Here is a 24,238-nt window from a genome sequence, read left to right as displayed (position 1 = left end):
ATGCCTCGGCTGTCGATCGGGATCATTGGACGGGGGTGATGGCGGGGCCGGCGCGGCCGCCATGCTCGATGTCGTAGAGAAGCCCGCCGCGGCGCGTGTAGAACCACCAGGTCGCCGCCACGCAGCTGACGTAGAAGGCCAGGAAGCCATAGAGCGCGGCCTCGGCACCGCCGGTCATGGCGATGGAGGTGCCGAAGCTCTTGGGGATGAAGAAGGCGCCATAGGCGGCAATGGCGGAGGTGAAGCCGATAATGGCCGCGGCCTCCTTGTCCGACTGCTTCACGCGCTCCGCGGCATTCAGTACGGGCTCCAGCCGCGCCACTTCCTTGCGCATGATCGCGGGGATCATCTGGAAGGTGGAGGCATTGCCGACGCCGGTTGCCGCGAACAGGAACAGGAAGCTCGCGAAGAATACAGGGAAGGATGTGGGATCCGCCTTGCTACCGATGGCATAGAGAATGCCCATCACGCCGGCCGACATGGCGATGAAGACCCAGAAGGTGATCCGCCCGCCGCCGATCCGGTCACACGCCTTCCCGGCCACGGCGCGCGACAGGGCGCCGACCAGCGGGCCAAGGAAGGCGTACTTCAGCGCGTTGACCTCAGGGTAGAGGATCCGCGAGAGCAGCGGGAAAGCCGCAGAGAAGCCGATGAAGGAGCCGAAGGTGCCGGTGTAGAGCCAGCACATGATCCAGTTGTGCGTGCGGCGGAAGATCACCGCCTGGTCGGCGAAGGAGGCCTTCATGGTCGCGATGTCGTTCATCCCGAACCAGGCCGCGAAGGCCGAGGCGATGATGAAGGGCACGAAGACGAAGCCCGCATTCTGCAACCACAGTGTGGTGGTGACACCGGCAACGGTCGCGGTCTGCGGCGCACCACCCAACCAGCCAAAGACGCCCGCCGTGATGGCCAGCGGCACGACGAACTGCACCACGCTGACACCCAGGTTGCCCAGGCCGGCGTTGATCGCCAGCGCGTTGCCCTTTTCGCTCTTGGGAAAGAAGAAAGAGATGTTGGCCATCGAGGACGCGAAGTTGCCGCCGCCGAAGCCGCACAGCAGCGCCAGCATCAGGAAGATCCAATACGGGGTCGCCGGGTCCTGCACGGCGAAGCCCATGCCCAGCGCCGGGATCAGCAGCGACCAGGTGGCCAGCGTCGTCCAGAGCCGGCCGCCGAAGATCGCCGGCATGAAGCTGTAGGCGATGCGCAGCGTCGCACCCGAAAGCCCGGGCAGCGATGCCAGCCAGAACAGCTGTTCGTTGGTGAAGGCGAAGCCCACGCTTGGCAGCTTCGCCACCACGACGGACCACACCATCCAGACCGAGAAGGACAGCAGCAGGCAGGGCACGGAGATCCACAGGTTGCGGCGCGCGATCCGGCTGCCGCCGCCTTCCCAGAATGCCGGGTCCTCGGGCCGCCAATCCTGGATCGGGCCGGTGGCGGCCAGCGCGCCCTGCTGGGCCGCGCCGTGGATCGGCTGCATCTCCGGCAGTTCGGGCAGGCTGCGGATGGCCACGCCCTGCTCGGCGGCTTCGCGTTCCATCTGGCGGATGGCGATATGCATCCACATTAGGGAGACGGACACCAGCACGAACAGCAGCCAGAAGCAGCTCTGCCACACGCCGGTCAGGTCGTTCAGCGCGCCGAAGGCGATCGGCAGCACGAAGCCGCCGAGGCCACCGACCAGCCCGACGATGCCGCCCACGGCGCCGACGCGGTCGGGGTAGTACACCGGGATGTGCTTGAAGACCGCGGCCTTGCCGAGGCTCATGAAGAAGCCAAGCGTGAAGGTCGTGACCATAAAGCCGATCAGGCCCATGGACATGCTGAAGCTCACTGGCCCGCGAATGCCCTGCACGACGTATTCGGTCGGCGGGTAGGAGAGGATGAAGGTGCACACCACCGAGACCAGGAAGGTCCAGTACATGATGCGGCGCGCGCCGAACTTGTCGGACAGGTGGCCGCCATAGGCGCGGAAGATCGAAGCCGGGATGGAATAGGCCGCGCCCACCATGCCCGCGGTGACGATATCGAGCCCGTAGACCCCGATCAGGTAGCGCGGCAGCCAAAGCGCCAGCGCCACGAAGGCACCAAAGACGAAGAAGTAGTAGAGCGAGAACCGCCAGACCTGGATGTTCTTCAGCGGCTCCATCATGGCCGAGAGCGGCTCGGGCTTCGCGCCGGTGGCCCGGCGGCGGGCCAGGTCGGGATCGTCCTTGGTCATCAGGAAGAAGACGATCGCCGTGACCAGCAGCGCCGCCGCCCAGATCAGCGCGACGGTCTTCCAGCCATAGGCGACCATGATGACGGGTGCGGCGAACTTGGTGACCGCGGCGCCCACGTTACCCGCGCCGAAAATGCCCAGTGCGGTGCCCTGCTTCTCCTTCGGAAACCACTTGGCGACATAGGCGACGCCGACCGAGAAAGAGCCACCGGCGATGCCGACACCCAGAGCCGCGAGCAGGAAGGTCGGGTAGTCATAGGCAAGCGTCAGCAAGGCGGTCATCACCGCGGCCGACAGCATGGTGAAGGTGAACACCATCCGCCCGCCGTACTGGTCCGACCAGATGCCGAGCATCAGCCGGATCAGTGAGCCGGTGAGGATTGGCGTGCCGACTAGGAGGCCGAACTGCGTTTCGCTCAGGCCCAGGTCGCGTTTGATCTGGACGCCGATGATGGCGAAGATCGTCCAGACCGCGAAGCACACCGTAAAGGCAATGGTCGACAGCCAAAGGGCGCGGCCCTGTTCGGGCCCGCCGTCTATGGCGGATGGTGCAGTGGCGCTGGACATTCATGCCCCCTTCCTCGCGACGCGCGGCGTCCGGTCGGGGCGAACTGAACGTAGGGGCCGGGGAATTCTGCTTGATTTAAGTCAAGCTCAGGTTAGTCCGGGAGCGATTCAAGACGACTGCCAACGCAGGGCATGGGGGATGGAGGCAAGAATCAAGCGCTAGGACGACGTCCGGCTGGTCCTCACTTGACAATAGTCAAGCAGACGGCGCGCTGGCGGAGTAAGGTACGGTGCGGGAGGCGAGCCATGCGAAGCCAAGATTTGGAGGAGATGCGGCGCATCCCCTTTCTCCGGAGTGTCGAGCCTGGCCAGGTCGAGGCCATGCTGCGCGGCGCCTTCCTGCAGCGGTTCCCTGCCCATGTAGAACTCATCCATACCGGGGAGCCGGCCGACTTCCTGCACGTTGTCGTTGAGGGGACGGTCGAGATGTTCTCGGTTCACCGCGACAGGGAAACGACGCTGGGGGTTTCAGGACCAGGAGACAGCTTCATTCTCGCCGCCGTACTGTTCGACCGCCCTTATCTCCAATCCGCGAGGGCCCTGGTGGCGTCGCGGATTCTGATGGTGCCGGCGGACGCCGTGCGCCAGGCTTTTGCCGCCGATGGCGGCTTTGCGCGGGCGGTGGCCGAAAACCTGGCCCTGGCCTACCGCGGCGTCATCAAGGAATTGAAAAACCAGAAGTTGCGGTCCGGTTTGGAGCGGTTGGCCAACTGGTTGCTCACGCATGACGCGGAGAATGGCTCTACCGGGCACTTCGACTTCCCCTTCGACAAGAAGGTGCTCGCGGCACGCCTGGGCATGGCGCCTGAAGTCCTGTCGCGGTCCTTCGCGGCGCTTGGTGCCTACCACGTCGTGGTGCACGGTCCCTCGGTCGTCATCCAGGACGTGGCCGCGCTGCACAAGCTGGCCCATCCCTGCTCCACCATCGACGGGACAAGCCTGTGATGCATCGCCGATGCTGACGTCAGAAGATTGGGCGATCCTGCGAAGGAGTGCGATCCTGCGCGATCTGCCTCCGGCAGATCTGGCGGCCCTGGTGGATGAACGCTCGGTACGATCGATCGAGCGCGGCCAGGTTCTGTTTCAGCAAGGCGATCCGGCCCGCGCGTTCTTTCTGGTGCTGGGCGGCCAGGTCAAGCTGAGCCGCGTGAACCCTGGGGGCGATGAGGCGGTCGTCCACATTTATGGCGCGGGGGAGAGCTTCGCCGAAGCGGCGATGTTCCTGGGCGGCCGCTATCCGGTCGCGGCCGAGGCGGTGGTGCCCTCGCGCGTCATGCACGTCGAAAGCGATGCCTTGCGCCGCAAGGTGGCCGAGCGACCGGAGATCGCCTTCGCGATGATGGCCTCGATGTCCCGGCACCTGAAGGTGCTGGTTGATCAGATTGAGAAGATGAAGCTGCTTTCCGCCGACCAACGCGTGGCCGAGTTTCTGCTCGGCCTCTGTGGCGAGAAGACAGGTGCCGTCACGCTGAGCTTACCGCATGAGAAGAGCCTGATCGCCAACCGCCTGGGCATGAAGCCCGCGACCTTCTCGCGCGCCATCGCGCGGATCAGAGACCTGGGCGTCGAGGTGACAGGTAACCAGGCAAGTATCCGTGACACCGCGGTGGTGTTGGCTTTCGTCAATCGCTCGACGGAAGACTGAATTGGACGTGCGTTTCTGAAAGGAGGCGTAGGGCGGCGGCCGGTGGGGACGGTCGCGATGCGTACGTCTGCCTACCCACCGGAGACATGGCTTTCGCCCAGAGAAGGTTGGAATCCGGTTCCCACTGCTGCAGCATCTGCTTGGCCAGAAGCTGACCTCCCCCCCGCAAGTACCATCCGACTCCGCGCCGGGGGAGCAGCCAGTTATCCTCTCGGTCAGTGCAGCGCTGCGCCGTGCCGGTCAGGAGATGGCGCTGGTGGTGGATCAAGCCGGCTCGGCCGTCGGAACGGACGAGGCGCTGGTGCAGCTGGTGCTCAAGGCCCAGAGCCTGCGCAACCGGTTGATCGCCGACGACAGCGCCAGTCTGACGGAATTTGCCGAACGCGAAGAGTTGAGCAAATCCTACATCACGCGTCTGGCGCGGATCGCCTACCTCTCCCCGCGAATCGTCAGCCAGATCCTTGAAGGGCAGCAGCCGCCCGGCCTCACCGCGCAGGCCCTGATGCTCGACACACGCCTGCCGCTCGACTGGCAGCAGCAGGAGCAGACGCTCGGCTTTCGCTAGCCTTGAGCATGTCCCGTTTGTGACCACTCGCTGCACCAGGCACAATCGCAAACCAGGCGAAGCTCTCGCCTCTCCTTAATCAACCCGTCTGAACGATCGATGCTCGAACTGCGTTACGCGCCAGGGCTGGCACTCGCATCGTCCTGCCCGGGTGCTGCCAGAAGTCCCTTCAGAGACACCGTCGCGAAATCCCCGACAAGTCTCCGATTCCCGCGTCTCTCATGACCTGAGAGCACCGAGCCTCACCGGCAAACCCCCGGACAACCGCCAGTTTTTCAGCGATCCACGACACCACCCAGCAAACCGCGGAAGTCCCCTGACTGGCTAGTTGTGGACGCAGTCAGCTGCGAACCCGTCTCGGCTCTGTTATCCCTGTTCCCATCCTGTTTCTGGTGGATCGTAAAGGAAAGCACGCGTTTGACACACTGGAAATACTGGAAAACATCGCCTGTTCAAAGGGTTAACGCTCTCGCTTCCCGACTCACTTATCAGGTATTAATCTGGTGATATCAGGCGGGTAACAGGCAGCATTGGCCCGTTTATCCCCGCACCAGATCGGAAGGTCAGGATGGTTCTGCAGGAGCGGCGGCTCGGGCCGGGAGAATGTTCAGATCTAGAAACGGGCGCCCGATTCTTCGCCGCCCTGGCCTTTCCGGGAACCAATGAGGAGGTCGCCCGTAAGAAGGCAGAGGTGGCCTGGGCTGCACAGTTCCTTCACGAAGCCAATCGGATCGATGAGAGTTCTATACCGTTCGCCGATCCGCGCTTGAATGAGCTCGTGAATGCGGACCCCACCTGGTGTAGGGCAGCGTTGCGGACATCGAGGCGTCGGTTGGACGATAGAATGGCAGCGGCGAGGTCGGTGCGCCCATGGATGCGCGATTGGCTTGCAGGTCCACAGCCTCTCCCCACGGGCCTCAAGAAATTCTCCCAGCGCCAAGTCGCCCACTATCTTTCGGGTGGCGACAAAGAAAAGGCGGACAATTTCCAGAAACGCGTGCTGCGGCCCAGTAGGCCAGTCCTCCACCTCGCCGTCGCGATCGATATTCACGATTTGGCTTCGGGCCACATTGAGCAGGATTGCGGGATTATTTTGGATGATATCGATCGGATTGCCAGGTTGGTACCTCTAAGCAACATGTTGAAGGCGTACATGTGCGCCACGACGTGCTTCAAAGTTTGCGAGCAAGATTTCTTGCATCTGGTATGGATCAAATGACGCGCTTTCGAATTTTGACCCTATTTTTCTAAGACCGATCCGCATCATTAGGAGCTCCCACCGATTGGAGAGGAGCCCTCGATGTCCCGGCCGATCAAACCGCCGCGTTGTAACGCGACGCTGCAGATCGAGTATGTCCCGCCCGGTAGCATCAATCCGATGCCCGGCGCCCCGCGTAAGCATCCGGCGTCGCAGATCCGCAGCCTAGTCAAATCGATCAAGGCATTTGGCTTCAACGTGCCCATTCTGATCGATGGCGACCAGCGCATCATCGCCGGCCACGCCCGGGTGGAGGCGGCCAAGAAGTTCGGTATGGACGCCGTGCCGGTCATCCGCGTCGAGCATTTGAGCGAAGGTCAGGTCAAGGCCTTTATCATCGCGGACAACCGCCTCGCCGAACTCTCGACCTGGGACGAGCAGGCGTTAGGCGCGATTTTGCTCGATCTCAGCGGCCTGGATCTCGACTTCGATCTCGAGGCAACGGGGTTTGCGATGGCCGAGATCGAGCTGCGCATCGAGAGCCTCGTCGAGGGTGCCGAGGAAGAGACCCCGCCGGTTGATGTCGCGACCGACAGTCCGATCACCCACGTTGGCGACGTCTGGCGGCTCGGCCAGCACATCCTGATGTGCGGTAACTCCCTTTCGGACGCCGACTACGCAAAGTTGATGGGTCAAGACAGCGCTGCCTTGGTATTGACTGACCCGCCCTACAATGTGCCGATCGCCGGCCATGTCTCGGGCCTCGGTCGGTTTCAGCATCGCGAGTTCGCCATGGCGGTGGGTGAGATGGACAGTGCCGGCTTCACGGCATTCCTCGAAGGTGCCATGCGCCTGGCCTATCACCATGCTGCGCCGGGCTCGGTGCACTACTGGGCTATGGACTGGCGCCACGTCGTGGAAATCGGCCGCGCTGGCCAGGCCGTGTACGACCGCTTCCTGAACCTCTGCGTCTGGCAGAAGAATCAGGCTGGCATGGGCAGCTTTTACCGGTCGCAGCACGAGCTTCTCTTTGTCTTTTCCAAGGGGGGTGCCGCATCCCGCAACAACGTCCAGCTGGGGCGATTTGGCCGCTCGCGCAGCAACGTTTGGACTTACCCCAGCGCTGCCAGCCTCGCCCGCACGGCTGAGGAGGGTAACCCGCTCGCGATGCACCCAACGGTCAAGCCGCTAGCCCTCGTCAGCGACATCCTGCTCGATGCCAGCGTGCGCGGCGACATCATCCTAGACCCGTTCGCCGGCTCCGGTACCAGTGTCATCGCCGCGGATAAGCTCGGCCGGCGGGCGCGCGCGATGGAACTCGATCCGCTCCATTGCGACACCATCCTGCGGCGCTGGCGCAAGTGGAGCGGTGACGAACCCATCCGCCAGCGTGACGGCGCGTCCTTCACCGCGCTCGAAGCGGAAGCTGGGGAGATCCAGCATGAGTAGCAACCGCGATCAAGCCGGCCGGTTCCCCGCCGGCCGTTCCGGCAACCCGAACGGTCGCCCCAAGAAGGGCCGTGGCGTCGACGCCGCCATAACCCGCGCGGTCCAGGAAGTCGTGACCGTCACCGAGAAGGGACGCAGCAGGCGTCTAACGAAGCTCGATATCACCGCCAAGCAGGTGGCCAATCAGGGCGCCAGCGGGAATCCCCGCTCCATGAAGCTTGCGCTCGATTTTGCCCGTACGGCTGAGGAAAATACTCGGGCCGAGGCGGCCCGCGCTCCGGTGATGACTCAGTCCGACTGGGAGATCGCCGACCGACTGATTGCCCGCCTGACCCGGATCATACGCGAGCAGGAAGATTAGAATGAAGCTGACGCCTCAAGAGTTCGATGCCATGACCCGGTTGGACTTTTCGGTCTTCGTTCAGCGCGTCTTCGTAGAGCTGACCGGAGAACCTTTTGCGGACAACTTTCACATTCAGAAGCTCTGCGGCGAGGTCGATCGTATTCGCACCGAGACCAACGTACGGCTGGCGGTCGCGCTTCCGCCACGAAGCCTCAAATCAATTATCGTCTCTGTGGCCCTGCCCGCCTGGTTGTTAGGGCATGATCCGGGGCGCGAGATCGTTTGTGTCAGTTACGGCCAGGAGTTGTCGGACAAACTCTCGGCTGACTGCCGGCGCATTATGCTTTCGCCTTGGTATCGCCGCCTGTTTCCCGCGACGGTGCTGGACCGCCACGCGATAAGCCATCTGGCTACGAGCGCCAGTGGCAAGCGCTATGCGACCTCGGTGGGCGGCACGCTGACCGGCATGGGCGCTGATGTGATCATCGTCGATGACCCCATGAAGCCGGACCAGGCACTGTCGGACGCCGAGCGGACACGTGCCAATGAATGGACAAGGCACACCTTGTTCACGCGCATCAACAACAAGAAGGATGACCGCATCATCATCGTGATGCAGCGCCTGCATGAGGACGACATGATCGGTCACGTCATGGAGCTCGCGGATTTCGAGCTCCTGGCTTTTCCTGCCATTGCGGAAGACGATGAACTGCACGTTATCCGAACCCCGTTTGGGACGCTGCGGCATCACCGCAAGGCCGGGGAAGCTCTACATCCCGAGCGAGAACCGGTAGCGGTGCTGGAGAAGCAACGGAGGCTGCTCGGGTCGGATTTCTTCGCCGCGCAGTATCAACAGTCGCCGACCCCGCCGGGCGGCGGTCTCGTCAAGATCGCTTGGTTTCAACGCTACGCACTTTCGCATCCGCCGCGGTTTGACCGGGTGATCCAGAGCTGGGATTGCGCCTCGAAGGCCAGCGAGTTGGCTGACTACAGTGTTTGCACCACCTGGGGCGTAACGGGGCGGGGCGACCTTTATCTGATCCATGTCCTACGCGAGCGACTGGAATACCCGGAGCTAAAGCGCAAGGTGGGCCTCATGGCGGAGCAGCACCGGGCAGGAACGGTCGTGATCGAGGACTCGGCGGCGGGAATACAGTTGATCCAGGAGCTGACCGGGGAGGGCTTCGCGCGGATCGTGCCAGTCAAAGCCATCAAGGACAAGGTGATGCGGATGGCGGTAGTGTCTCAGTTTGAAATCGGGTGCTGCTAAACCGCCCCATCGCTCCGGGCGCCGGCCGCCTATATGCTTGCCGGCAAGCATGGAGCGAACAGGATGCCCAAAGGACCGAAGGGCGAGAAGCGCCCGGCCGACGTGATCGGCAACGCTGTGCATGTCATGCGCATTGCGACAGGCGAGATGGACGAGACTGCGCCGCCAGCCAGCCCCGCCGCCGAAATGGGGCGGAAGGGCGGGAAGGCGCGGGCAGAGGCCATGACGCCTGAGCGTCGAGCGGCTGTGGCCAGGGCAGCAGCGGCAAAGCGGTGGGCTAAACCAACCTAGGTGCCGGGGATAGGTTCAATTTTTAGCTCGATGACTTCGTCGTCGGTATCGTAAATCTGCGACACATTCATGGCGAATGTGCGGAACCAACGGACACGCTTGGCCGCACCCCACTCACTTCCCTTTGGGGGGATTTTGTGAAGCAGCGCCATCAACAGCGGGTCAAGCTGCAACGCATCATCCCCTCCGCCACTACCGCCGTTACCGCCTTTATCTTCGGGCTTTTCGCTCGGAGGATCATTGATCGAGCCCGGGGTGCTGGCAGGCTTGATGAAGCGCCCATTCGTCGGATCAATGAACGACGCATGCGTCGCGGATTTTTGGAACACTTGTCGCGCGCGCTCGACTTGCTTCGGAGAGACGCCCAGGCCACCCATCATCCGCTCGATAGCTGCCGCCGGAGGCAGCACGGTTCCGCGAAGCTTTTCGTACATCGCTAGGTGAAGCTCGGGCTTCAAAAACGCTTCTGCTCGCGCTGCGCGCGACTTCACGTCATCCACCAAATCGCGGCCGAGCGGCGTAAGCGTTACGCGGCCTTGAGACAGGTCGATCAACCCGAACATCCGGGCGGCAGACCGCCGCGAACGGTAGGTTCCTCCGTTGACGCTCTGGTTTAACCACGCGGCTAGCTCTGCGTCCTCGCTCTCGCCGCCCGCTCGCTGCTGAAGTACCGAAGCAAGCTCACCGGCCGCTTCAAGATCGGCATAGGGGAACTCGATTTCCGACAAAACGCGCTTCTGCGGCGCGTCCTTAATTGCGTTAGCGCCCCCGTTAGGGGTGGGCGCGTTCTCTACTTGTTCGACCATTTTAGGGCTCCATGCTCCCATCAGAAGTTGGTTTGTGCTGCCACCCTACCGCGATCACGGGCGCCAAACAAGGAGAAACGAGAAAATCCGCAGAAGATCCTTGACGGCGCCTTTTGCGCCCGTAGAATGGCGTGACAAGGAGCGGCTCATGACCAGGAGAGTGTTAGCCCCCACGCTGCGCCTGCTGGCGCTGGGGGCCGAAAAAGGAAAGACCCGCCACGCGCTCCCCTGAGAAGGAACGTGGCGGGTCTAGTAGGCGACAACAGTGTGGGGCGGCTCGATTAAGCTCTGGCCGCCCTACGGTGCACCCGTAGCTCAGTTGGATAGAGCAACCGTCTCGTAGCGGTCGGCCGGGGGTTCGATTCCCTCCGGGTGCTTTATCTTCCCCGAGCACAGGCGGCAGGAAGGTAGGACGGATTCTCCGACTAGGGAATCCCCTGTTTTCATGTGAACTTTGTACTTGACGGTAAGCATAAAAGTTCACATCATGCTGCTTATGAACAAGCTCCCCCTCGCAAAGCGCGCCCAAATCCTCTCGATGCTCTGCGAGGGTTCATCAATGCGGTCGATCAGCCGCGTTGTGGATGTGAGCATCAACACCGTGACGGGCCTGCTTGAGAAGGCGGGCGCGGCCTGCGCCGAGCATCACCACAATGCGGTTCGCAACGTGAAGTCGAAGCGCGTTCAGTGCGATGAGATTTGGTCCTTCTGCTACGCAAAGGCCAAGAACGTCGCGACTGCCAAGTCGGCTCCGGAAGAAGCTGGCGACGTGTGGACGTGGACCGCCTTGGATGCTGACAGCAAGCTGATCCTGTCGTGGCTGGTTGGCGGCCGGGATGCCGGTTACGCAACCGAGTTCATGCAGGACGTGGCGGATCGGCTGGCGAACCGGGTGCAGCTCACCACTGATGGCCACAAGGCGTATCTGGAAGCCGTGGAAGGCGCCTTCGGCGCCGATGTGGATTACTCGCAACTAATCAAGCTGTATGGCGACGCGCCCGGCCCGGCGGGGCGCTACAGCCCGGCTGACTGCACCGGCATTCGCAAGGTCCGGATCGAAGGCAACCCCGACAAGCGCCACGTCAGCACGTCGTATGTTGAGCGCCAGAACCTGACCATGCGCATGTCCATGCGCCGGTTCACGCGGCTGACCAACGGCTTCTCCAAGAAGGCCGAGAACCACGCTCACATGGTCGCGCTCTACACCGTCTGGTATAACTTCGTTCGCATCCACAAGACGCTGCGCTGCTCGCCCGCGATGGCCGCTGGCGTGTCGGATCGGCTCTGGTCCATGGAAGATGTTGTGGCGCTGATCGATGCGCGCGAGGCTCCCGCGAAGAAGCGCGGTCCTTACAAGCCTCGCGCCCTGCCGGCGCCGGTTATTTCAAACTGAGACACTACCCGGATGGCAGCGCAAACGCCGAGGATTGAGGCGGGGCGAGTATATCTTCCGCAGGAGGCCTCCTGGTTGCCAGACTATGTCCACGAGCTGGCTATGTTTCCCAAGGGCAGACGTGACGATCAGGTCGACTCGACAGCCCAGGCCTTGGCCTACATCAGCCAGCCGACTGGCGCAGAGGGACTTCTCGACTATATGCGTGGGGAATTGTTGAGGGCCTACAACCTGAGTCCAGACGATCTGACAATTGTTTTCGATCACCAATCCCAATCGACTCAATTCACGGTGCGTAGCGGACGCCAGATCGTTCGCGCATCCGATGGCTTTTATCAGGTAACCCCGCAGGAGTGGGAGGAGCTCAAGTACCATCACGGCGTCACGCTCGTGGAAGACCTCAGAGCAAAACCGGACGTTGAATGAGATTACGGGCGCTTCGCTTTCTCCAGGTCTCATCGATGAAGACCATCCAAGAGGCATCAATCCGCCCCTGATACCGTCGCCATTGCGCCAGCCTGCGGGCGACGGTCGGCCGATCCTGCTCGCTGGCGTGCAGGATTTTTTTGAAGCTGGGTTCCTCAGCGTGTACTAAGGGCCAGACCGCGCGGCAAATAATCTTCAGCCTTTGCTCGGCCGGCCGTATCTTCGAAATGTCAAAGACATGTGTTGATCACCCTGACACATAGAACAGGGATTGGTCCTGACGGAACAGCGATGCCCATGGCGGGGACAGAACTTTTCAATGACCGCGTGGCCAGCGAGAAAGCCTGATGGGGCAGCGTAGGCACATGCGCGTCGGACGTCTCCAGCGCAGCGGCTCTCCTGCCCCGCTCACCATGGCATCGGCCAACCAAGCCGCTCCCGGGCGCCCGCCCCTGGAGGCTCCAGAACACCTCAGCGCAAGCCTACCCACTCTCCGCTGGCGCCGACAACTACGGCGTCTCTTCCCGGACGGCCGCCATCATGCGGCAGCGCAGCCTTGAAGAGTGCTGTGTTGCTACCGCCGCAAAACTGTAAGAATCCGCCGAGGGCCGCGGCACGGTGAGGGTTAGGCGGCAGCGACGTCTTTGGGCTGGTCGCCCTTCCAGTTCCAGGGCAGCAATTCGTCCAGCCAGAAGGCCGGGTGGTCGGCGATCCTGGCGAGCACGTCGGCCACCCAGGCGCGGGGATCCACATTGTTCAGCTTGGCGGTGACGATGAGCGAGTACATCGCCGCGGCGCGCTCCCCGCCGCGGTCGGAGCCGGCGAACAGCCACGACTTCCGCCCCACCCGGCTGCCGATCGAGCAGCACCAGCGCTGCCTCACGTTCAGCCCTGCCGGTCGCATGGCTCAGCTGTTCCTGGGCCACCAGGCCGTGGCGGTTCTCCATCAGGACATGCCCGGCATAGGCCAGGATGGCGGTAGTATTGTCGGACTTGCAGGCCAGCCGCGCGTCGGGGTCGGTGGTGCTGGCGTGGGTCTCGTTGCTGCGCGTCTCGTCCCGAAAGTCGAGCTCGGCGTTGCGTCCGCTGGGCGGATTATCGCCGCCGCCCCCTGCCTGGGCGTGTCCTTGGGTTTGAAGGATTTGTGGCTGACCCTAGCCCGGATCAGCGTGCCATCGGCCGAAAAATGCTCGTCCGACATCAGCGCCGCCACCCGCGGCTGTTCATCCCCGCCACTGCGCGGCAGAAGCCGATGGCATCCTGCCCGCTCTCCCAGGCGCAGTTGATGTCGAGCATCAGCGGCACCTCGGGCGGCGGCGCGTCACGCGCCGCGCGGATGCAGGCGAGATCCACCTCATGCAGCTTGATCTGGCTGTAGCCCTCGCGGACTGCCTCGGCAGCGTTGTGCGCCACCGCGGTCGCCTCGCCATAGCACAGCAGACTGGCATAGGCCGGCACGCGGGGCCGGGCGGCCCCTCGGCCGGCCGCTGCCGAGCATTGCGTGCAGCGGCTTGCCGGCGCGCCTGCCAGCAGGACATCACCGAGACGCTGGAGGTGGTGCCGCGCCAGTGGAGGGTGATCCGGACCGTCCGCGAGCGGTTCTCCTGCCAATCCTGCGAGGCCATCACCCAGCCGCCGGTGCCTTACCTCAGCGCGGGCTGGCACCCGGGCGAACAGGATTTTGTCTGGATGGACCGGCGAGAGGCCGAACTCGCATTTCTGATGCGCGTGCCGGACCGCCCGCTGCGCTTGGTGCTGGACCTTGTGCCCTTCCCCCATGTCAGACTGGTGCAGACGGTGAAAGCCTTCGTGAACGGGCTACGGGTCAGCTTCGCCGAGGTGCACCAGGCGGGCAAGGTCGTCCTGCCAGTACCGTTCGAAGCCTTCCGCGGGTAGACCTGCCGCATCGCGCTGCATTGCGCGACCGCGAAGGTCGCCTCGGAAGTTGTGGGCGAGGACCAGCGACGGCTCGGCGTGGCCCTCGAGGGCTGGGCCCTGGAGGCGGCGTTATGCCGCCCGAGCAATCTTACGCGCCGGTGGTTCCAATACAGGGCAGCGCTGTCTCTGGCGCACGTCCAGGGCTGCCTGTTCCATGCTGCCGCTAGCAGGCTGGTTCCGTAATGGGCCTATTGAAGTCAACCCTATTGAGCGTGGGTCCTGTCGCCGCTGTCTTGCTTCTGTCCGGGGTCGGCACTGGGCCGCCACCTGATGGGGTCTGATGAGGAGCAGGTCGGCCGATCTGAAGAAACGCGGTCATCCTTGCGGCGCCGCTGAGCCTGCCGCGACCTGTCCTGATCCATCGTCCCGGCGACGGGACCTTTGCTCCGGTCGGCTGGTGTCCCTGGCCGCCCGAACCTTGTGATGCTTCTTGGCGACGTCAGGCCGCGGCTGCGTGGTGGGCAAGGAAGGGCGTGCCATCCGCCAACATGCGGTGCAGCACGACGGCGAGCTTCTCGGCCAGTGCCACTTCGGCTTTGCGCATACCGGAGCGGGTGGCGAGGCGCTGCGCCCAAGTCTTCAGGGCCGACCACCCCGGCCAGAATCGCGCCGCCAAAGACAAAACCTCACACAGGTGAGTCAGCAGTTCACGAGACGCGTATAACCTGACTACGCAGGAAGAAAAGCGATAACGTTCCCCCCTGTTCCCCGCCGCCGATCAGACGGAGCTTGGCCAAATCCCCCTCCATGCGTTCAAGGGACCATAGATTCAGGCGGAAGACCGTCATGCACCGGCCATCCCGATGTGCTTGCGCCAACAGTCGAGGACCAGCTCCACCAGACTCGCGCAATCCGCGGAGAATGCTAAGTGCTGCGGGATCCTCGCAGCCGACGGCGCCGTCAGCCGTGACGCTGTAGATCGGTGACGTCTGAGGGGTGACTGCGACGGCCACGCCGGACGTCTCCGTTTCCGCGGCAGTGGGAAGAGCCTGCGTTGAATCGGCGCCGGTCCCGCGCTGGCCGGGACCCGGCTGGAGCGTTCCACGGCCAGGCGCCTGCTGCCGCAAGACGGTTGAACGGGTCGGCCTTGGCACTCTGGTCTGCGACGGCCCTGTGATCTGAGGCGGCCCTGGGATCTGCGACTCCGGCACCACTGCACAGGCACACAGCAGAGCCGCAACCACTGCGATTAATCCGACGCGCATTCATAGCTTCCGATTGAAAATTAAACTCAATGTGCCTACCAGTGCGCGATGCTTGCAAGAGACGAAAACCTGCAGTGGGCTATGCGCAGCACCAGACCTCTGGGCAAGCCTATTCGCTTGCGCGGAGGTGCAGCGATCCGGCTGACAGCAATTCTTCTCGCCGTGGCGGCCGCGACAGCCGCGGGACCACTCCTGGCCCGGCTGCCACTGTTTCAGGGTGATCCGGGCATACTCGGACGTATCCAGGCACTCGATACCTACGCCCGGGCCCTGGCTGCGGCGGTCGATACAGAGATCGCGCGGCACGCGATTGTAGTAGAAGCCATAGCCGTCTCTCCCGTTCTCGATCGACCTTCGTTGGATCTGTCTGAACTGGATGCCAGTGTGAGGGCGATGGCCGGGGTCCTGGGCACGCCTGTGGCGGTCGCCGATACTTCCCTTGCGCAACTCGCCAATACGGCCGTCGCATTTGGGACCCCCCTTCCGGGCCTCGACGATACGTTGACCGCGCTGCGAGCGCTTGAGTCCGGCACAGTCGCAGTCAGCGGGCTGGCCTCCGGGGCGGACATCGAGCATCCCACTGTCATGATCGCCGTCCCGGTCAAGCGCGGAGGCGAGAGCGTTGCTGTAGTGGCCACCCGGATTGCAGCGGGGGATCTGAGACGCATACTTGTTGGCATGGTCCGGGAGGGAACGTCAGCTGAGTTGGCCGAGCGGAGTGGGCATGCAATCGTCTCCTCAGCCCAGCTGCGCGATCTCGAAATTCTCTCCGGCCTGGCCCCCGACGGCGTAACGCTACATCCGGCTGGATCAGGGAGTGGACCGGCAGCGGATGGGACCACCATGCATTACGCAGTCCGTCAGCTTCAAACCATTCCGGACTGGTTCATCGTTGCCGCCATGTCATCACCGGCAGGGCCCGCTTGGTCAGCGGAGACACCCAGCTTTGTTGGAGCCGCGCTTGCTGCCTTGGTTGCCATGCTAGCGACCGGCTTCGCCCTGCGGCATGGGGGCCGGGACCGAAGCGGCGAGGAAATTCTGACTGTGGTGGAAAAGGCTCGCCGGACGGCTTTGGAGAGCGAGGCTGAGGCGCTGCGCACCCTTTCCGAACTCAGGGGACTGCACGATACCATTCCCGTCGGCTTGGCCCTGCTCGACCGGGATCTCCAGTTCCTCTCCGTTAATGCAAAGCTTGCTGGAGTAGCCGGAGTTTCAGGGGCGGACCATATTGGACGCCGCCCGTCGGAAATTCTTCCTTCAAGTATTGCCGACCGTATTGAGGACGCGCACGGCCGTGTGCTCGCCACTGGACGGCCCGTACTAGAGGTCCCCGTGTCCGGCGATGCGCCGGGGACGGTACGCAATACCCGGCACCTCCTTGCAAGCTGCCATCCCGTCCGCGACGGCGAAGGCCGCATCGCGAGCGTATGCATGGTCCTACAGGATGTGACTGAGCGCATCCGGGCGGAGAAAGGGCGCGAGCTCCTGGTTCGGGAACTCAATCATCGAGTGAAGAACACGCTGGCAACGGTGCAATCCATTGTCAGCATCACTCTCCGGCGGGCAGTCGCCAATCCCCAACAGCTCAATAGCGAGCTGAGTGCCCGCTTGTGTGCGCTTGCATCCGCGCACGATTTGCTCACTGCCCACGCCTGGGGTGTCACGGATCTCGGCGAGGTCTCCCGCACTGCCCTGAGACCCTGGGTGGACGGCATGACGTCACGTGTCACCATCCCTGATTCATCAGACGTCTTGCTGCGGCCCACCCAGGCACAAGCGGTGGTTCTCGCGCTACACGAGCTTGCCACCAATGCGATGAAGCACGGCGCGCTGTCTAATGATGAGGGACGTGTCACCCTCAGGTGGCGCACTGAGGCCAGCGGTCTGACGACGATGGAATGGGTCGAGACCGGCGGCCCCTCCGTTGTAGAGCCGCCCATTGAGAAACGAGGCTTCGGGACGCGCCTGCTGGAACGGGCCCTGGCCTCGGACCTCGGCGCCGGTACCGAGGTTCGCCTGGTCTTCGCGCCGGCAGGCTTGCAGGCCCGCATTTCCTTTGCTGCAGCCACAACTGCGCCTGAGGCCTTTGCCGCATAGCATAGCATAGCATAGCATAGCATAGCATAGCATAGCATAGCATAGCATAGCATAGCATAGCATAGCATAGCATAGCATAGCATAGCATAGCATAGCATAGCATAGCATAGCATAGCATAGCATAGCATAGCATAGCATAGCATAGCATAGCATAGCATAGCATAGCATAGCATAGCATAGCATAGCATAGCATAGCATAGCATAGCATAGCATAGCATAGCATAGCATAGCATAGCATAGCATAGCATAGCATAGCATAGCATAGCATAGCATAGCATAGCATAGCATAGCATAGCATAGCATAGCATAGCATAGCATAGCATAGCATAGCATAGCATAGCATAGCATAGCATAGCATAGCATAGCATAGCATAGCATAGCATAGCATAGCATAGCATAGCATAGCATAGCATAGCATAGCATAGCATAGCATAGCATAGCATAGCATAGCATAGCATAGCATAGCATAGCATAGCATAGCATAGCATAGCATAGCATAGCATAGCATAACATAGCATAACATAACATTTCAGTTGGTGACTGGCATCCTCAACTGGAGCCACGTTTAGGTAGAGTCCGTTGCGTAAGGGAACGGACGAACGAAGCGCAGCAGGTTCAGTGATGAGCAGATCATCGGGATCTCCAAGGATCAGGAAGCTGGGGCGGCGAGGGCGAATGTTTGCCGCAGGTACAGGGTCAAATGTTTAGCATTACAGTTGCGTATTCTTGGACCTTCTGAATCAATGGGCAACCATGATTCGGGAGGTCATGGATGTCTGGCGCATCGATCGAGACGACGCTGGAGCTTTGGGCGGCCTCGCTGCGTGACATCAAGGCGCGGATGCGGCCCTTGTTCACGCAAACTCGGGTAGCGGCCTCGGCGGGCCTGTTCCTGGACGGGCTGCTGGGCGACGAGCGGCGCAAGACCGGCTGGATGCGCGCCGAGGCTGCGGGCGATCCTGGCCCATGGCGCCAGCAGGCCGTCCTGGGCCGCGGCCGCCGGGATGCGGATGGAGCGGCCCCCATTTCGACCGGACAGTCGGCGTAACCGTGAGGGCCTAGGTGGAAGCCTAGGCTCAGGACCCATTAATTTGCTTGCATAGGCGCGGGCGGTTGTGATTCTGGGGGTGGCGGAGGTGCCGCCATGGCCGATGTCTTCCTGCTCTCGCCCGCGCAGATGCGGCGGATAGAGCCCTTCTTCCCGCTCTCGCACGGCGTGCCGCGGGTCGATGACCGGCGCGTCCTCAGCGGCATCGTTTTCGTCATCCGTGCCGGCCTGCGCTGGCGCGACGCACCGCCCGCTTACGGCCCGCATAAGACCCTCTACAACCGCTTCATCCGATGGAGCCGCCTGGGCGTCTTCGACCGCATCTTCGCAGGGCTGGCCGGCCATGCGGGCGAGCCCGACCGGCTGATGATCGACAGCACCCATCTCAAGGCCCATCGCACCGCCGCCAGCCTGCTCAAAAAGGGGCTGTTCCCCGCCGCATCGGGCGCACCAGGGGCGGGTTGAATTCCAAGCTCCACGCCGTCTGCGATGGCCAGGGACGGCCTATCGTCATGCTGCTCTCCGAAGGCCAGATGAGTGACCACAAGGGAGCTGGGCTGCTGATCGCTGCCTTGCCGCCAGCCCGCGATCCCATCGCCGACCGGGGCTATGACAGCAACCGTTATCGCACAGCCCTCTTCGCCCGCGGCATCACGCAATCCATCCCTCCGCGCAGGCACTGCAAGGTGGCCATCGCCTATGACGCCATGCTCTATCGCAAGCGCCACAGGATCGAGAACGCCTTCGGCCGCATCAAGGATTAGCGCCGCATCGCCATCCGATACGACCGCTGCGCCCACACTTTCTTCTATGCCATCCTCATCGCCGTCACCGTCATTTTCTGGGTCGGACAATGGGTCCTGAGCCTAGTCAGTTGATCTGAGTACGTCCGCGGTCTATTGATTCTGCACGGCCAATTCAAAATTCATGTCATCGTCATCACAAATATCTTGGAAATATGATAAATATTTTTCAAATCCTATTCTATCAGAAATCCATTCGATCCAGAAAAATCCGAGCGATTGGACGATGGGTGTGGACCCATAAGAACCGCAAGGAGCGAGGCAAGTGCCTCATCTGCCAAAGGCAGGTCTTTTTCACGCGCGTAATTTGCCAAATTCTCTATGAGGTCAACGATTTGGTTGGATGGGCCTTTTTGGCGCTCAACGCTCAACATATTTACGCTCCGCGACAGCGATTTTTGGGGAAGTTTGTAAGCCCTTTTGACAATATGAGTGTAACCATTAACAGGTTGTGTAACGCAAACTTACACACCTAATGCGTGCGCATCGAAGTGCTCATTAACCTGTTGAATTGTAGGCACCAATCGAAACACGCGGTCGAAAGATTTCAATCACGATATATTTCAAATGGCGATTCTATCTTGTGCTTCCATCGCCAGATGATCCGCCGCTCACGAAATGCGTGAACGCAATTCGAGTCGAATACCCTGGGCGCGCGACGCTTCAAGATGTAAAAAAATTGTGCGCTCGATCGAGCCATCGGAGCTCATCCCGAGTCTCAGATTGCGCGTTGAAGTATTTCAAGAAAGGTTTGCGGGATATTGCTGCCAGATGATCCAGAAACGGTCGCTGACGCATTGGAGCGGATCGTTCAATCAATTCTTGCCGACATTCCGATGGAAAATCGGCCGAACGTTGCTGCCGTTTTATTTGATGAGATAAAGATAGTTTTCGAAAATGCCCCGGTATGTGGATTGGCCGTGCAAGACGTGGCAGTTCGCGCCGCGCTGATAGCTGCCGTCGCACGGGTAACCGCCAACGTCGGCTGAACGGACATCACGCCTACCCAGGCCGCGGACAGGAAGCAAAAGCCAATGTCCCGCCCAACACCCAAGGGGCAGCCCTAACTAGGCGCTTGAAGTCGCGTTGACTGAGAAGCCAATCCCAGACGACGCGGCGTTTCTTCAGGGAGCATCTGGGCTGCTCCTCACCGGCCGGAACACAAAGCCGCAGGAGCAGGCTGCAGCAACGCCGAGGACCTCCTCATTCTTGACGCCATCCACGCTGCCGTCGCCCCTCACCCGGACGGCCGCCTAGGGTCCGGCCGACGGCATGATGTGCCTGCAGCGATCTTCCGCGACAACCAGTTCAACGCTTGCGACGTGCTATCGACCGGGTCGTCGTGCGCGCCGTTCGGAAACGGCCAGCAATTCCGACAGATACGTCGCAAGCCACGACGCCTCGCGCGGCAGCAGCACCTGCCCCGCTTCGAACTTCGGCGCCTGCGCCAGCAGCAGGGCCTCCTTGTCGTACTCCTGGTGGTCACGGCCATGTCGAGGGCGTCGAGGACAGGGCGCGTTCGCAGGTCCGTTGCCATCGCCCAGCCGACAATGCGTCGGGACCAGGCATCGAGCACAACGGCCAGGAACAGGAAGCCTGCCGCCGTCGGCACGTAGGTGATGTCGGCCACCCACAGCAGGTTCGGCCCTGACGCCTTGAAGACCCCGGCCGACGAGGTCGTTGGCCGGCGTGTGCGTCAACTCGCGACGTGTCGTGGTCGGAAATCGACGGCGGGAGACACCTCGCAGCCCGGCGTGGCGCATCAGCTGCACCACACGCTTGCGGGCGACCGCCGTGTCGTCGACCTGCAGCTCAGCATGCACCCGCGGTCTCCATGAAAACGGGTTAACCCCAAGTCCTGGCGGCGATGCCCAGGGCATAGGGAGAATGGTCGCCCAGCACGGTCAGCGGATGGCAGTGGCGGGTGCCGGCGCGGTACCGGTCGGTCTCGGACGGGTCGATCAGGCCAGCGCGGCACAGCAGCTGGGTCACCGCGGAAGGGGCGGACACGGATTGGACGCCGAGTTCGCGCAGCCGTCGCGCCAGCGCGGATGAACCAGGCGTAGGGCAAGGATCTGCGCCTCGATTTCTGGCGCGCCCCGCTTGGGGCTGTCGTGCGGCCCGCTAGAGGTCACGGGAGTGGCGTCGCTCACGTACTCGAACATTTGGCTGTGAGCGGCGTAAGGCGCGCAAGACCTCGAGAAGGCCCTGGCGGCTATTCTCCAACATGCCTGAATATTATGAGTTTTGACATGAGAGGTGGCTCGGGAAATTCGGACAGCCCGATAAGTGGAAATTCTGCCTGACAGCGGCGAGTGTGCCGCGAATCAGGAGCGATAATGACGAAACGAACACGCCGGACGCACAGTGCCGGCTTCAAGGCGAAGGTGGCGCTGGCGGCGCTGAAGGGTGAGAAGACGCTGGCCGAATTGGCGAAGCTCTTCGACGTGCACCCGCACCAGATCACGGCCTGGAAGGCGCAGTTGCAGGAGGGGGCAGCCGGGGTGTTCGGCCCTGGCGCCGCGGCGACCGACGTGGCGCCTGTGGTCGATCTCAAGCTGCTGCATGCCAAGATTGGGGAGCTGACGCTGGAAAAGGATTTTTTATCCGGCGCGCTCAGCAAGGCCGGCCTGCTGAGCGCAAAGCGATGATCGACCGCGGACATATTCTGCCCCTGACGCGGCAGGCGTCCCTGCTGCGCCTGAGCCGGAGCAGCCTCTACTACGCGGCCCGCCCGGTGACGGCGGCCCGGCTGGCGATCATGCATCGGATCGATGCGCTGCATCTCGAGCACCCCTTCGCGGGCGGTCGGATGCTGCGAGACCTGCTGCGCGCCGAGGGTATCTCGATCGGCCGCATGGCCGTGGCGACGCTGATGCGGCGGATGGGCATCGAGGCGCTGTACCGCCGGCCGAACACGTCCAAACCCGCGCCTGGGCACAAGATCTACCCGTATTTGCTGCGTAACCTGCTGGTGGATCGTCCCAACCAAGTCTGGGCGATGGACGTTACCTACATTCCGATGGCGCACGGCTTTGTCTATCTGGCGGCGGTGGTGGATTGGTTCAGCCGGCGGGTTCTGGCCTGGCGGCTGTCGATCACGCTGGAGGCGGAATTCTGCCTGGACGCGGTCGGTGACGCGCTGGCCCGCCATGGCAAGTCGGAGATTTTTAACACGGACCAGGGCAGCCAGTTCACCAGCACGGCGTTCACCGGCCTGCTGCTGGACCGCGCGATCGCCATCAGCATGGACGGCCGCGGCGCCTGGCGCGACAACGTGTTGGTCGAGCGGCTGTGGCGCTCGGTGAAATACGAGGAGGTCTATCTGCAGGCCTATGACAGCGTGAGCGAGGCGCGCGCCTCGCTCGGGCGGTATTTGGAGTTCTATAATCGCCGACGGCCGCATTCGAGCCTCGGCTCGCGGACGCCGGAGCAGGCCTATCTCTACCATCTGCCGCAGCGGATGGCAGCATGAGGGAGCCGCCGACGCCGTAGCGTCACTCCGGTCGGGCTACGCCCGCCCTGCGCGACACCACGGCATCGGCAAGACGTGCTTATCAACCGGCAGGAGATCCACTTATCGGAACCGAAACGCTGTAGCGAGAAACCGAACCACCTCTGAAGGGCGTGCCATCCGTCAACATGCGGTGCAGCACGACGGCGAGCTTCCTGGCCAGTGCCTCCTTGGCCTTGCGCATGACCGGCATGATCTTAAAGGCGCTGCGCACGTGACGGGTTTCCAAAAGCTCGACCGGCAAGCCCGCCATCCGCAGCCCCGCATGCAGCCATTGCGACAGCGGACCGGCCTCCAGCCCGATCTGTGTCAGCTCGACGCCCACGCCGCTCAGCCAGGCGGCCAGCGCCTCCGGCTCGCTCGCGACCTTGGCCTCGCGCACCACTTGCCCGGTGGCATCCACCACGCACAGGCTGCTAAGTTCCAGCGAAACGTCGATCCCGGGATAGTGATCCATGGTCGTTCCTCGATGATGCATGGGGCGGGCCCTGCGCCCGACCCCGTCCATGACACCATCACACTGAGGGACGACCGCCTCCGCCAGCTACGCCGACGGCCGGCCCGTTACCCCATCTGAAAAGCTACCGTCGCTGTGCGGTGAAGGTGGATTCATCGCCGCGATGGAAGCGGATCTCGCCGGTGAGCGTGCCATCGTCTTCGAGTTGGGCGTCACCGTCGCCGCAGGCGTGGTCCATCTCGTCGCTTCCCTCCCAGGTGAAGTGAATACTCTGGCTGCCGCCGTGGCCGTCGATCCCGCCCTGGACGGCGCCGAAGGTGAACTCGCCGCCGCCGTCTGCATCGAATTGAATGTCGCCGGGTCCGAGGAGGTCGATGAATGCGGCGTCCCAGAGTTCCATGCTGGTGATCCGCCACTTGCCGAGCAGCGGGTGTCCCTCGGTGCTCTCGACGGAGCGGCCCCGAGGAGCTTGGGCAGCCGAACGAGGTTGTAGGCCGCCATAGCGAAGGTGAACTGCCAGTCGATCTTGGGTAGGCCGCGGTGGCGGGCCTTGCGCAACCCGGCCACGGTCTTGGCCCAGCCGAAGGCCTCCTCGATGCGCTTCCTGATCCGCTGGCTGACGGCATAGCCGGGATGGCGGGTGGTGCGGCCGTCGAGGCCGACGAACCAGCGGAACAGCAGGTCGAATTCGATCTGCTCGACCAGTTGGCGCTCCGAGCGGATCGAAAAGAAGGCCTGCAGCAGCAACGCCCGCAGCAACCGCTCCGGTGGAATGGAATCCCGCCCCGTCGGCGGATAGAGCACGTCGAACTCGCCCGACATCTCGACCAGCGCCGCGTTCACGATGCCGCTGATCGTCCGCAGCGGGTGGTCGGGGCGGATCCGCAGCTCAAGATCGACGTAGCTGAGCAGCGATCCCCTGACTTCGTCCTTGCCCCGCATCTGCCCCCTGCCGATCAGCAAAAACAGCGAATCAAGTCCATAGCCGAGCAGGCAGAA

The 24,238-nt window shown here is 62.6% G+C and carries 16 protein-coding genes, 1 tRNA gene and 8 pseudogenes; 16 read left to right on the top strand and 9 right to left on the bottom strand.

The window, feature by feature from the left end; all coding sequences use genetic code 11:
- Positions 1-22: 22 nt before the first annotated feature.
- Entirely contained in the window at positions 23-2,791 is a 2,769-nt protein-coding gene (locus ACQW02_RS09790) for a nitrate/nitrite transporter (RefSeq protein WP_431285058.1), read from the bottom strand.
- 246 nt (positions 2,792-3,037) lie between these two features.
- On the opposite strand from ACQW02_RS09790, the gene ACQW02_RS09785 reads away from it, so the two are divergent.
- The 7 genes from ACQW02_RS09785 (at position 3,038) to ACQW02_RS09755 (ending at position 9,261) form a co-directional block, all read left to right on the top strand.
- On the top strand, positions 3,038-3,736 hold the full coding sequence (locus ACQW02_RS09785) for a cyclic nucleotide-binding domain-containing protein (protein ID WP_431285057.1): 699 nt from the start codon (positions 3,038-3,040) through the stop codon (positions 3,734-3,736).
- Positions 3,737-3,746: 10 nt separating this feature from the next.
- Positions 3,747-4,436: a Crp/Fnr family transcriptional regulator gene (locus ACQW02_RS09780; protein WP_431285056.1), complete on the top strand. Its 690-nt coding sequence runs from the start codon at positions 3,747-3,749 to the stop codon at positions 4,434-4,436.
- 247 nt (positions 4,437-4,683) lie between these two features.
- Positions 4,684-5,001, top strand: coding sequence for a hypothetical protein (locus ACQW02_RS09775; RefSeq protein ID WP_431285055.1), 318 nt, complete (start codon positions 4,684-4,686; stop codon positions 4,999-5,001).
- 568 nt (positions 5,002-5,569) lie between these two features.
- A complete protein-coding gene (locus ACQW02_RS09770; RefSeq protein WP_431285054.1) occupies positions 5,570-6,220 on the top strand; it encodes a hypothetical protein in 651 nt (216 codons plus the stop codon).
- A gap of 81 nt (positions 6,221-6,301) precedes the next feature.
- Positions 6,302-7,648, top strand: coding sequence for a site-specific DNA-methyltransferase (locus tag ACQW02_RS09765; RefSeq protein ID WP_431285053.1), 1,347 nt, complete (start codon positions 6,302-6,304; stop codon positions 7,646-7,648).
- Entirely contained in the window at positions 7,641-8,009 is a 369-nt protein-coding gene (locus tag ACQW02_RS09760) for a DUF5681 domain-containing protein (RefSeq protein ID WP_431285052.1), read from the top strand. The genes ACQW02_RS09765 and ACQW02_RS09760 overlap by 8 nt, the downstream gene beginning before the upstream one ends.
- A 1-nt stretch (position 8,010) precedes the next feature.
- The gene (locus ACQW02_RS09755; RefSeq protein ID WP_431285051.1) at positions 8,011-9,261 is read left to right on the top strand and encodes a hypothetical protein; all 1,251 of its coding nucleotides are present in this window, start codon (positions 8,011-8,013) and stop codon (positions 9,259-9,261) included.
- A 287-nt stretch (positions 9,262-9,548) separates the two neighbouring features.
- Here the strand turns inward: ACQW02_RS09755 and ACQW02_RS09750 are convergent, their stop codons facing one another.
- Positions 9,549-10,358, bottom strand: coding sequence for a hypothetical protein (locus ACQW02_RS09750; RefSeq protein WP_431285050.1), 810 nt, complete (start codon positions 10,356-10,358; stop codon positions 9,549-9,551).
- Between the two features lie 304 nt (positions 10,359-10,662).
- Here ACQW02_RS09750 and ACQW02_RS09745 point away from each other — a divergent pair.
- From ACQW02_RS09745 to ACQW02_RS09735, 3 genes are all read left to right on the top strand, one after another.
- Positions 10,663-10,735: transfer RNA gene (locus tag ACQW02_RS09745), tRNA-OTHER, on the top strand.
- Between the two features lie 119 nt (positions 10,736-10,854).
- Complete coding sequence (locus tag ACQW02_RS09740) at positions 10,855-11,751, top strand: IS1 family transposase (RefSeq protein ID WP_431285885.1); 897 nt, start codon at positions 10,855-10,857, stop codon at positions 11,749-11,751.
- A 75-nt stretch (positions 11,752-11,826) separates the two neighbouring features.
- The gene (locus ACQW02_RS09735; RefSeq protein WP_431285049.1) at positions 11,827-12,177 is read left to right on the top strand and encodes a hypothetical protein; all 351 of its coding nucleotides are present in this window, start codon (positions 11,827-11,829) and stop codon (positions 12,175-12,177) included.
- 625 nt (positions 12,178-12,802) lie between these two features.
- Here the strand turns inward: ACQW02_RS09735 and ACQW02_RS09730 are convergent.
- From ACQW02_RS09730 to ACQW02_RS09720, 3 genes and pseudogenes are all read right to left on the bottom strand, one after another.
- Positions 12,803-13,033: pseudogene (locus ACQW02_RS09730) on the bottom strand (transposase domain-containing protein); the annotation flags it as partial.
- Positions 13,023-13,390, bottom strand: a pseudogene (locus tag ACQW02_RS09725) (IS5/IS1182 family transposase); the annotation flags it as partial. The pseudogenes ACQW02_RS09730 and ACQW02_RS09725, both read right to left, overlap by 11 nt.
- Positions 13,378-13,530 (bottom strand): hypothetical protein, encoded by a 153-nt coding sequence (locus ACQW02_RS09720; RefSeq protein ID WP_431285884.1) that lies wholly within the window; start codon positions 13,528-13,530, stop codon positions 13,378-13,380. The gene ACQW02_RS09720 and the pseudogene ACQW02_RS09725, both read right to left, overlap by 13 nt.
- A 177-nt stretch (positions 13,531-13,707) precedes the next feature.
- On the opposite strand from ACQW02_RS09720, the pseudogene ACQW02_RS09715 reads away from it, so the two are divergent.
- The 5 genes and pseudogenes from ACQW02_RS09715 to ACQW02_RS09695 all read left to right on the top strand — a co-directional run.
- Positions 13,708-13,839, top strand: a pseudogene (locus tag ACQW02_RS09715) (IS66 family transposase zinc-finger binding domain-containing protein); the annotation flags it as partial.
- Positions 13,840-15,401: 1,562 nt separating this feature from the next.
- Positions 15,402-17,417, top strand: a complete 2,016-nt coding sequence (locus ACQW02_RS09710) for a sensor histidine kinase (RefSeq protein ID WP_431285048.1) — start codon at positions 15,402-15,404, stop codon at positions 17,415-17,417.
- Between the two features lie 772 nt (positions 17,418-18,189).
- Positions 18,190-18,429: pseudogene (locus ACQW02_RS09705) on the top strand (IS701 family transposase); the annotation flags it as partial.
- 132 nt (positions 18,430-18,561) lie between these two features.
- Positions 18,562-19,343: pseudogene (locus ACQW02_RS09700) on the top strand (IS5 family transposase).
- A 686-nt stretch (positions 19,344-20,029) separates the two neighbouring features.
- The gene (locus ACQW02_RS09695) at positions 20,030-20,257 is read left to right on the top strand and encodes a hypothetical protein (RefSeq protein ID WP_431285032.1); all 228 of its coding nucleotides are present in this window, start codon (positions 20,030-20,032) and stop codon (positions 20,255-20,257) included.
- 485 nt (positions 20,258-20,742) lie between these two features.
- On the opposite strand, the pseudogene ACQW02_RS09690 reads toward ACQW02_RS09695, so the two are convergent.
- Positions 20,743-21,097, bottom strand: a pseudogene (locus ACQW02_RS09690) (transposase); the annotation flags it as partial.
- Positions 21,098-21,113: 16 nt separating this feature from the next.
- Entirely contained in the window at positions 21,114-21,278 is a 165-nt protein-coding gene (locus ACQW02_RS09685; RefSeq protein WP_431285047.1) for a hypothetical protein, read from the bottom strand.
- Positions 21,279-21,607: 329 nt separating this feature from the next.
- Here ACQW02_RS09685 and ACQW02_RS09680 point away from each other — a divergent pair.
- A protein-coding gene (locus tag ACQW02_RS09680) for an IS3 family transposase (protein ID WP_431285046.1) occupies positions 21,608-22,743 on the top strand; the annotation gives its coding sequence in 2 pieces (ribosomal slippage) (positions 21,608-21,875 and positions 21,875-22,743; 1,137 coding nt in all).
- Positions 22,744-22,945: 202 nt separating this feature from the next.
- On the opposite strand, the pseudogene ACQW02_RS09675 reads toward ACQW02_RS09680, so the two are convergent.
- Together ACQW02_RS09675 and ACQW02_RS09670 are read right to left on the bottom strand one after the other, a co-directional pair.
- A pseudogene (locus ACQW02_RS09675) lies at positions 22,946-23,298 on the bottom strand (hypothetical protein); the annotation flags it as partial.
- A gap of 394 nt (positions 23,299-23,692) precedes the next feature.
- A pseudogene (locus ACQW02_RS09670) lies at positions 23,693-24,181 on the bottom strand (transposase); the annotation flags it as partial.
- Positions 24,182-24,238 lie beyond the last annotated feature (57 nt).

It is taken from the genome of Humitalea sp. 24SJ18S-53 (assembly GCF_050632385.1).
In the GTDB taxonomy this organism is placed as follows: Bacteria; Pseudomonadota; Alphaproteobacteria; order Acetobacterales; family Acetobacteraceae; genus Humitalea.
This window is presented reverse-complemented; position numbering and strand designations above follow the sequence as displayed.

Excerpts from the sequence above, each read along its gene's own strand:
- ACQW02_RS09790 (WP_431285058.1), bottom strand. The coding sequence starts at position 2,791 with ATGTCCAGCGCCACTGCACCATCCGCCATAGACGGCGGGCCCGAACAG.
- ACQW02_RS09785 (WP_431285057.1), top strand. The coding sequence starts at position 3,038 with ATGCGAAGCCAAGATTTGGAGGAGATGCGGCGCATCCCCTTTCTCCGG.
- ACQW02_RS09780 (WP_431285056.1), top strand. The coding sequence starts at position 3,747 with ATGCTGACGTCAGAAGATTGGGCGATCCTGCGAAGGAGTGCGATCCTG.
- ACQW02_RS09775 (WP_431285055.1), top strand. The coding sequence starts at position 4,684 with ATGGCGCTGGTGGTGGATCAAGCCGGCTCGGCCGTCGGAACGGACGAG.
- ACQW02_RS09770 (WP_431285054.1), top strand. The coding sequence starts at position 5,570 with ATGGTTCTGCAGGAGCGGCGGCTCGGGCCGGGAGAATGTTCAGATCTA.
- ACQW02_RS09765 (WP_431285053.1), top strand. The coding sequence starts at position 6,302 with ATGTCCCGGCCGATCAAACCGCCGCGTTGTAACGCGACGCTGCAGATC.
- ACQW02_RS09760 (WP_431285052.1), top strand. The coding sequence starts at position 7,641 with ATGAGTAGCAACCGCGATCAAGCCGGCCGGTTCCCCGCCGGCCGTTCC.
- ACQW02_RS09755 (WP_431285051.1), top strand. The coding sequence starts at position 8,011 with ATGAAGCTGACGCCTCAAGAGTTCGATGCCATGACCCGGTTGGACTTT.
- ACQW02_RS09750 (WP_431285050.1), bottom strand. The coding sequence starts at position 10,358 with ATGGTCGAACAAGTAGAGAACGCGCCCACCCCTAACGGGGGCGCTAAC.
- ACQW02_RS09740 (WP_431285885.1), top strand. The coding sequence starts at position 10,855 with ATGAACAAGCTCCCCCTCGCAAAGCGCGCCCAAATCCTCTCGATGCTC.
- ACQW02_RS09710 (WP_431285048.1), top strand. The coding sequence starts at position 15,402 with ATGCGCAGCACCAGACCTCTGGGCAAGCCTATTCGCTTGCGCGGAGGT.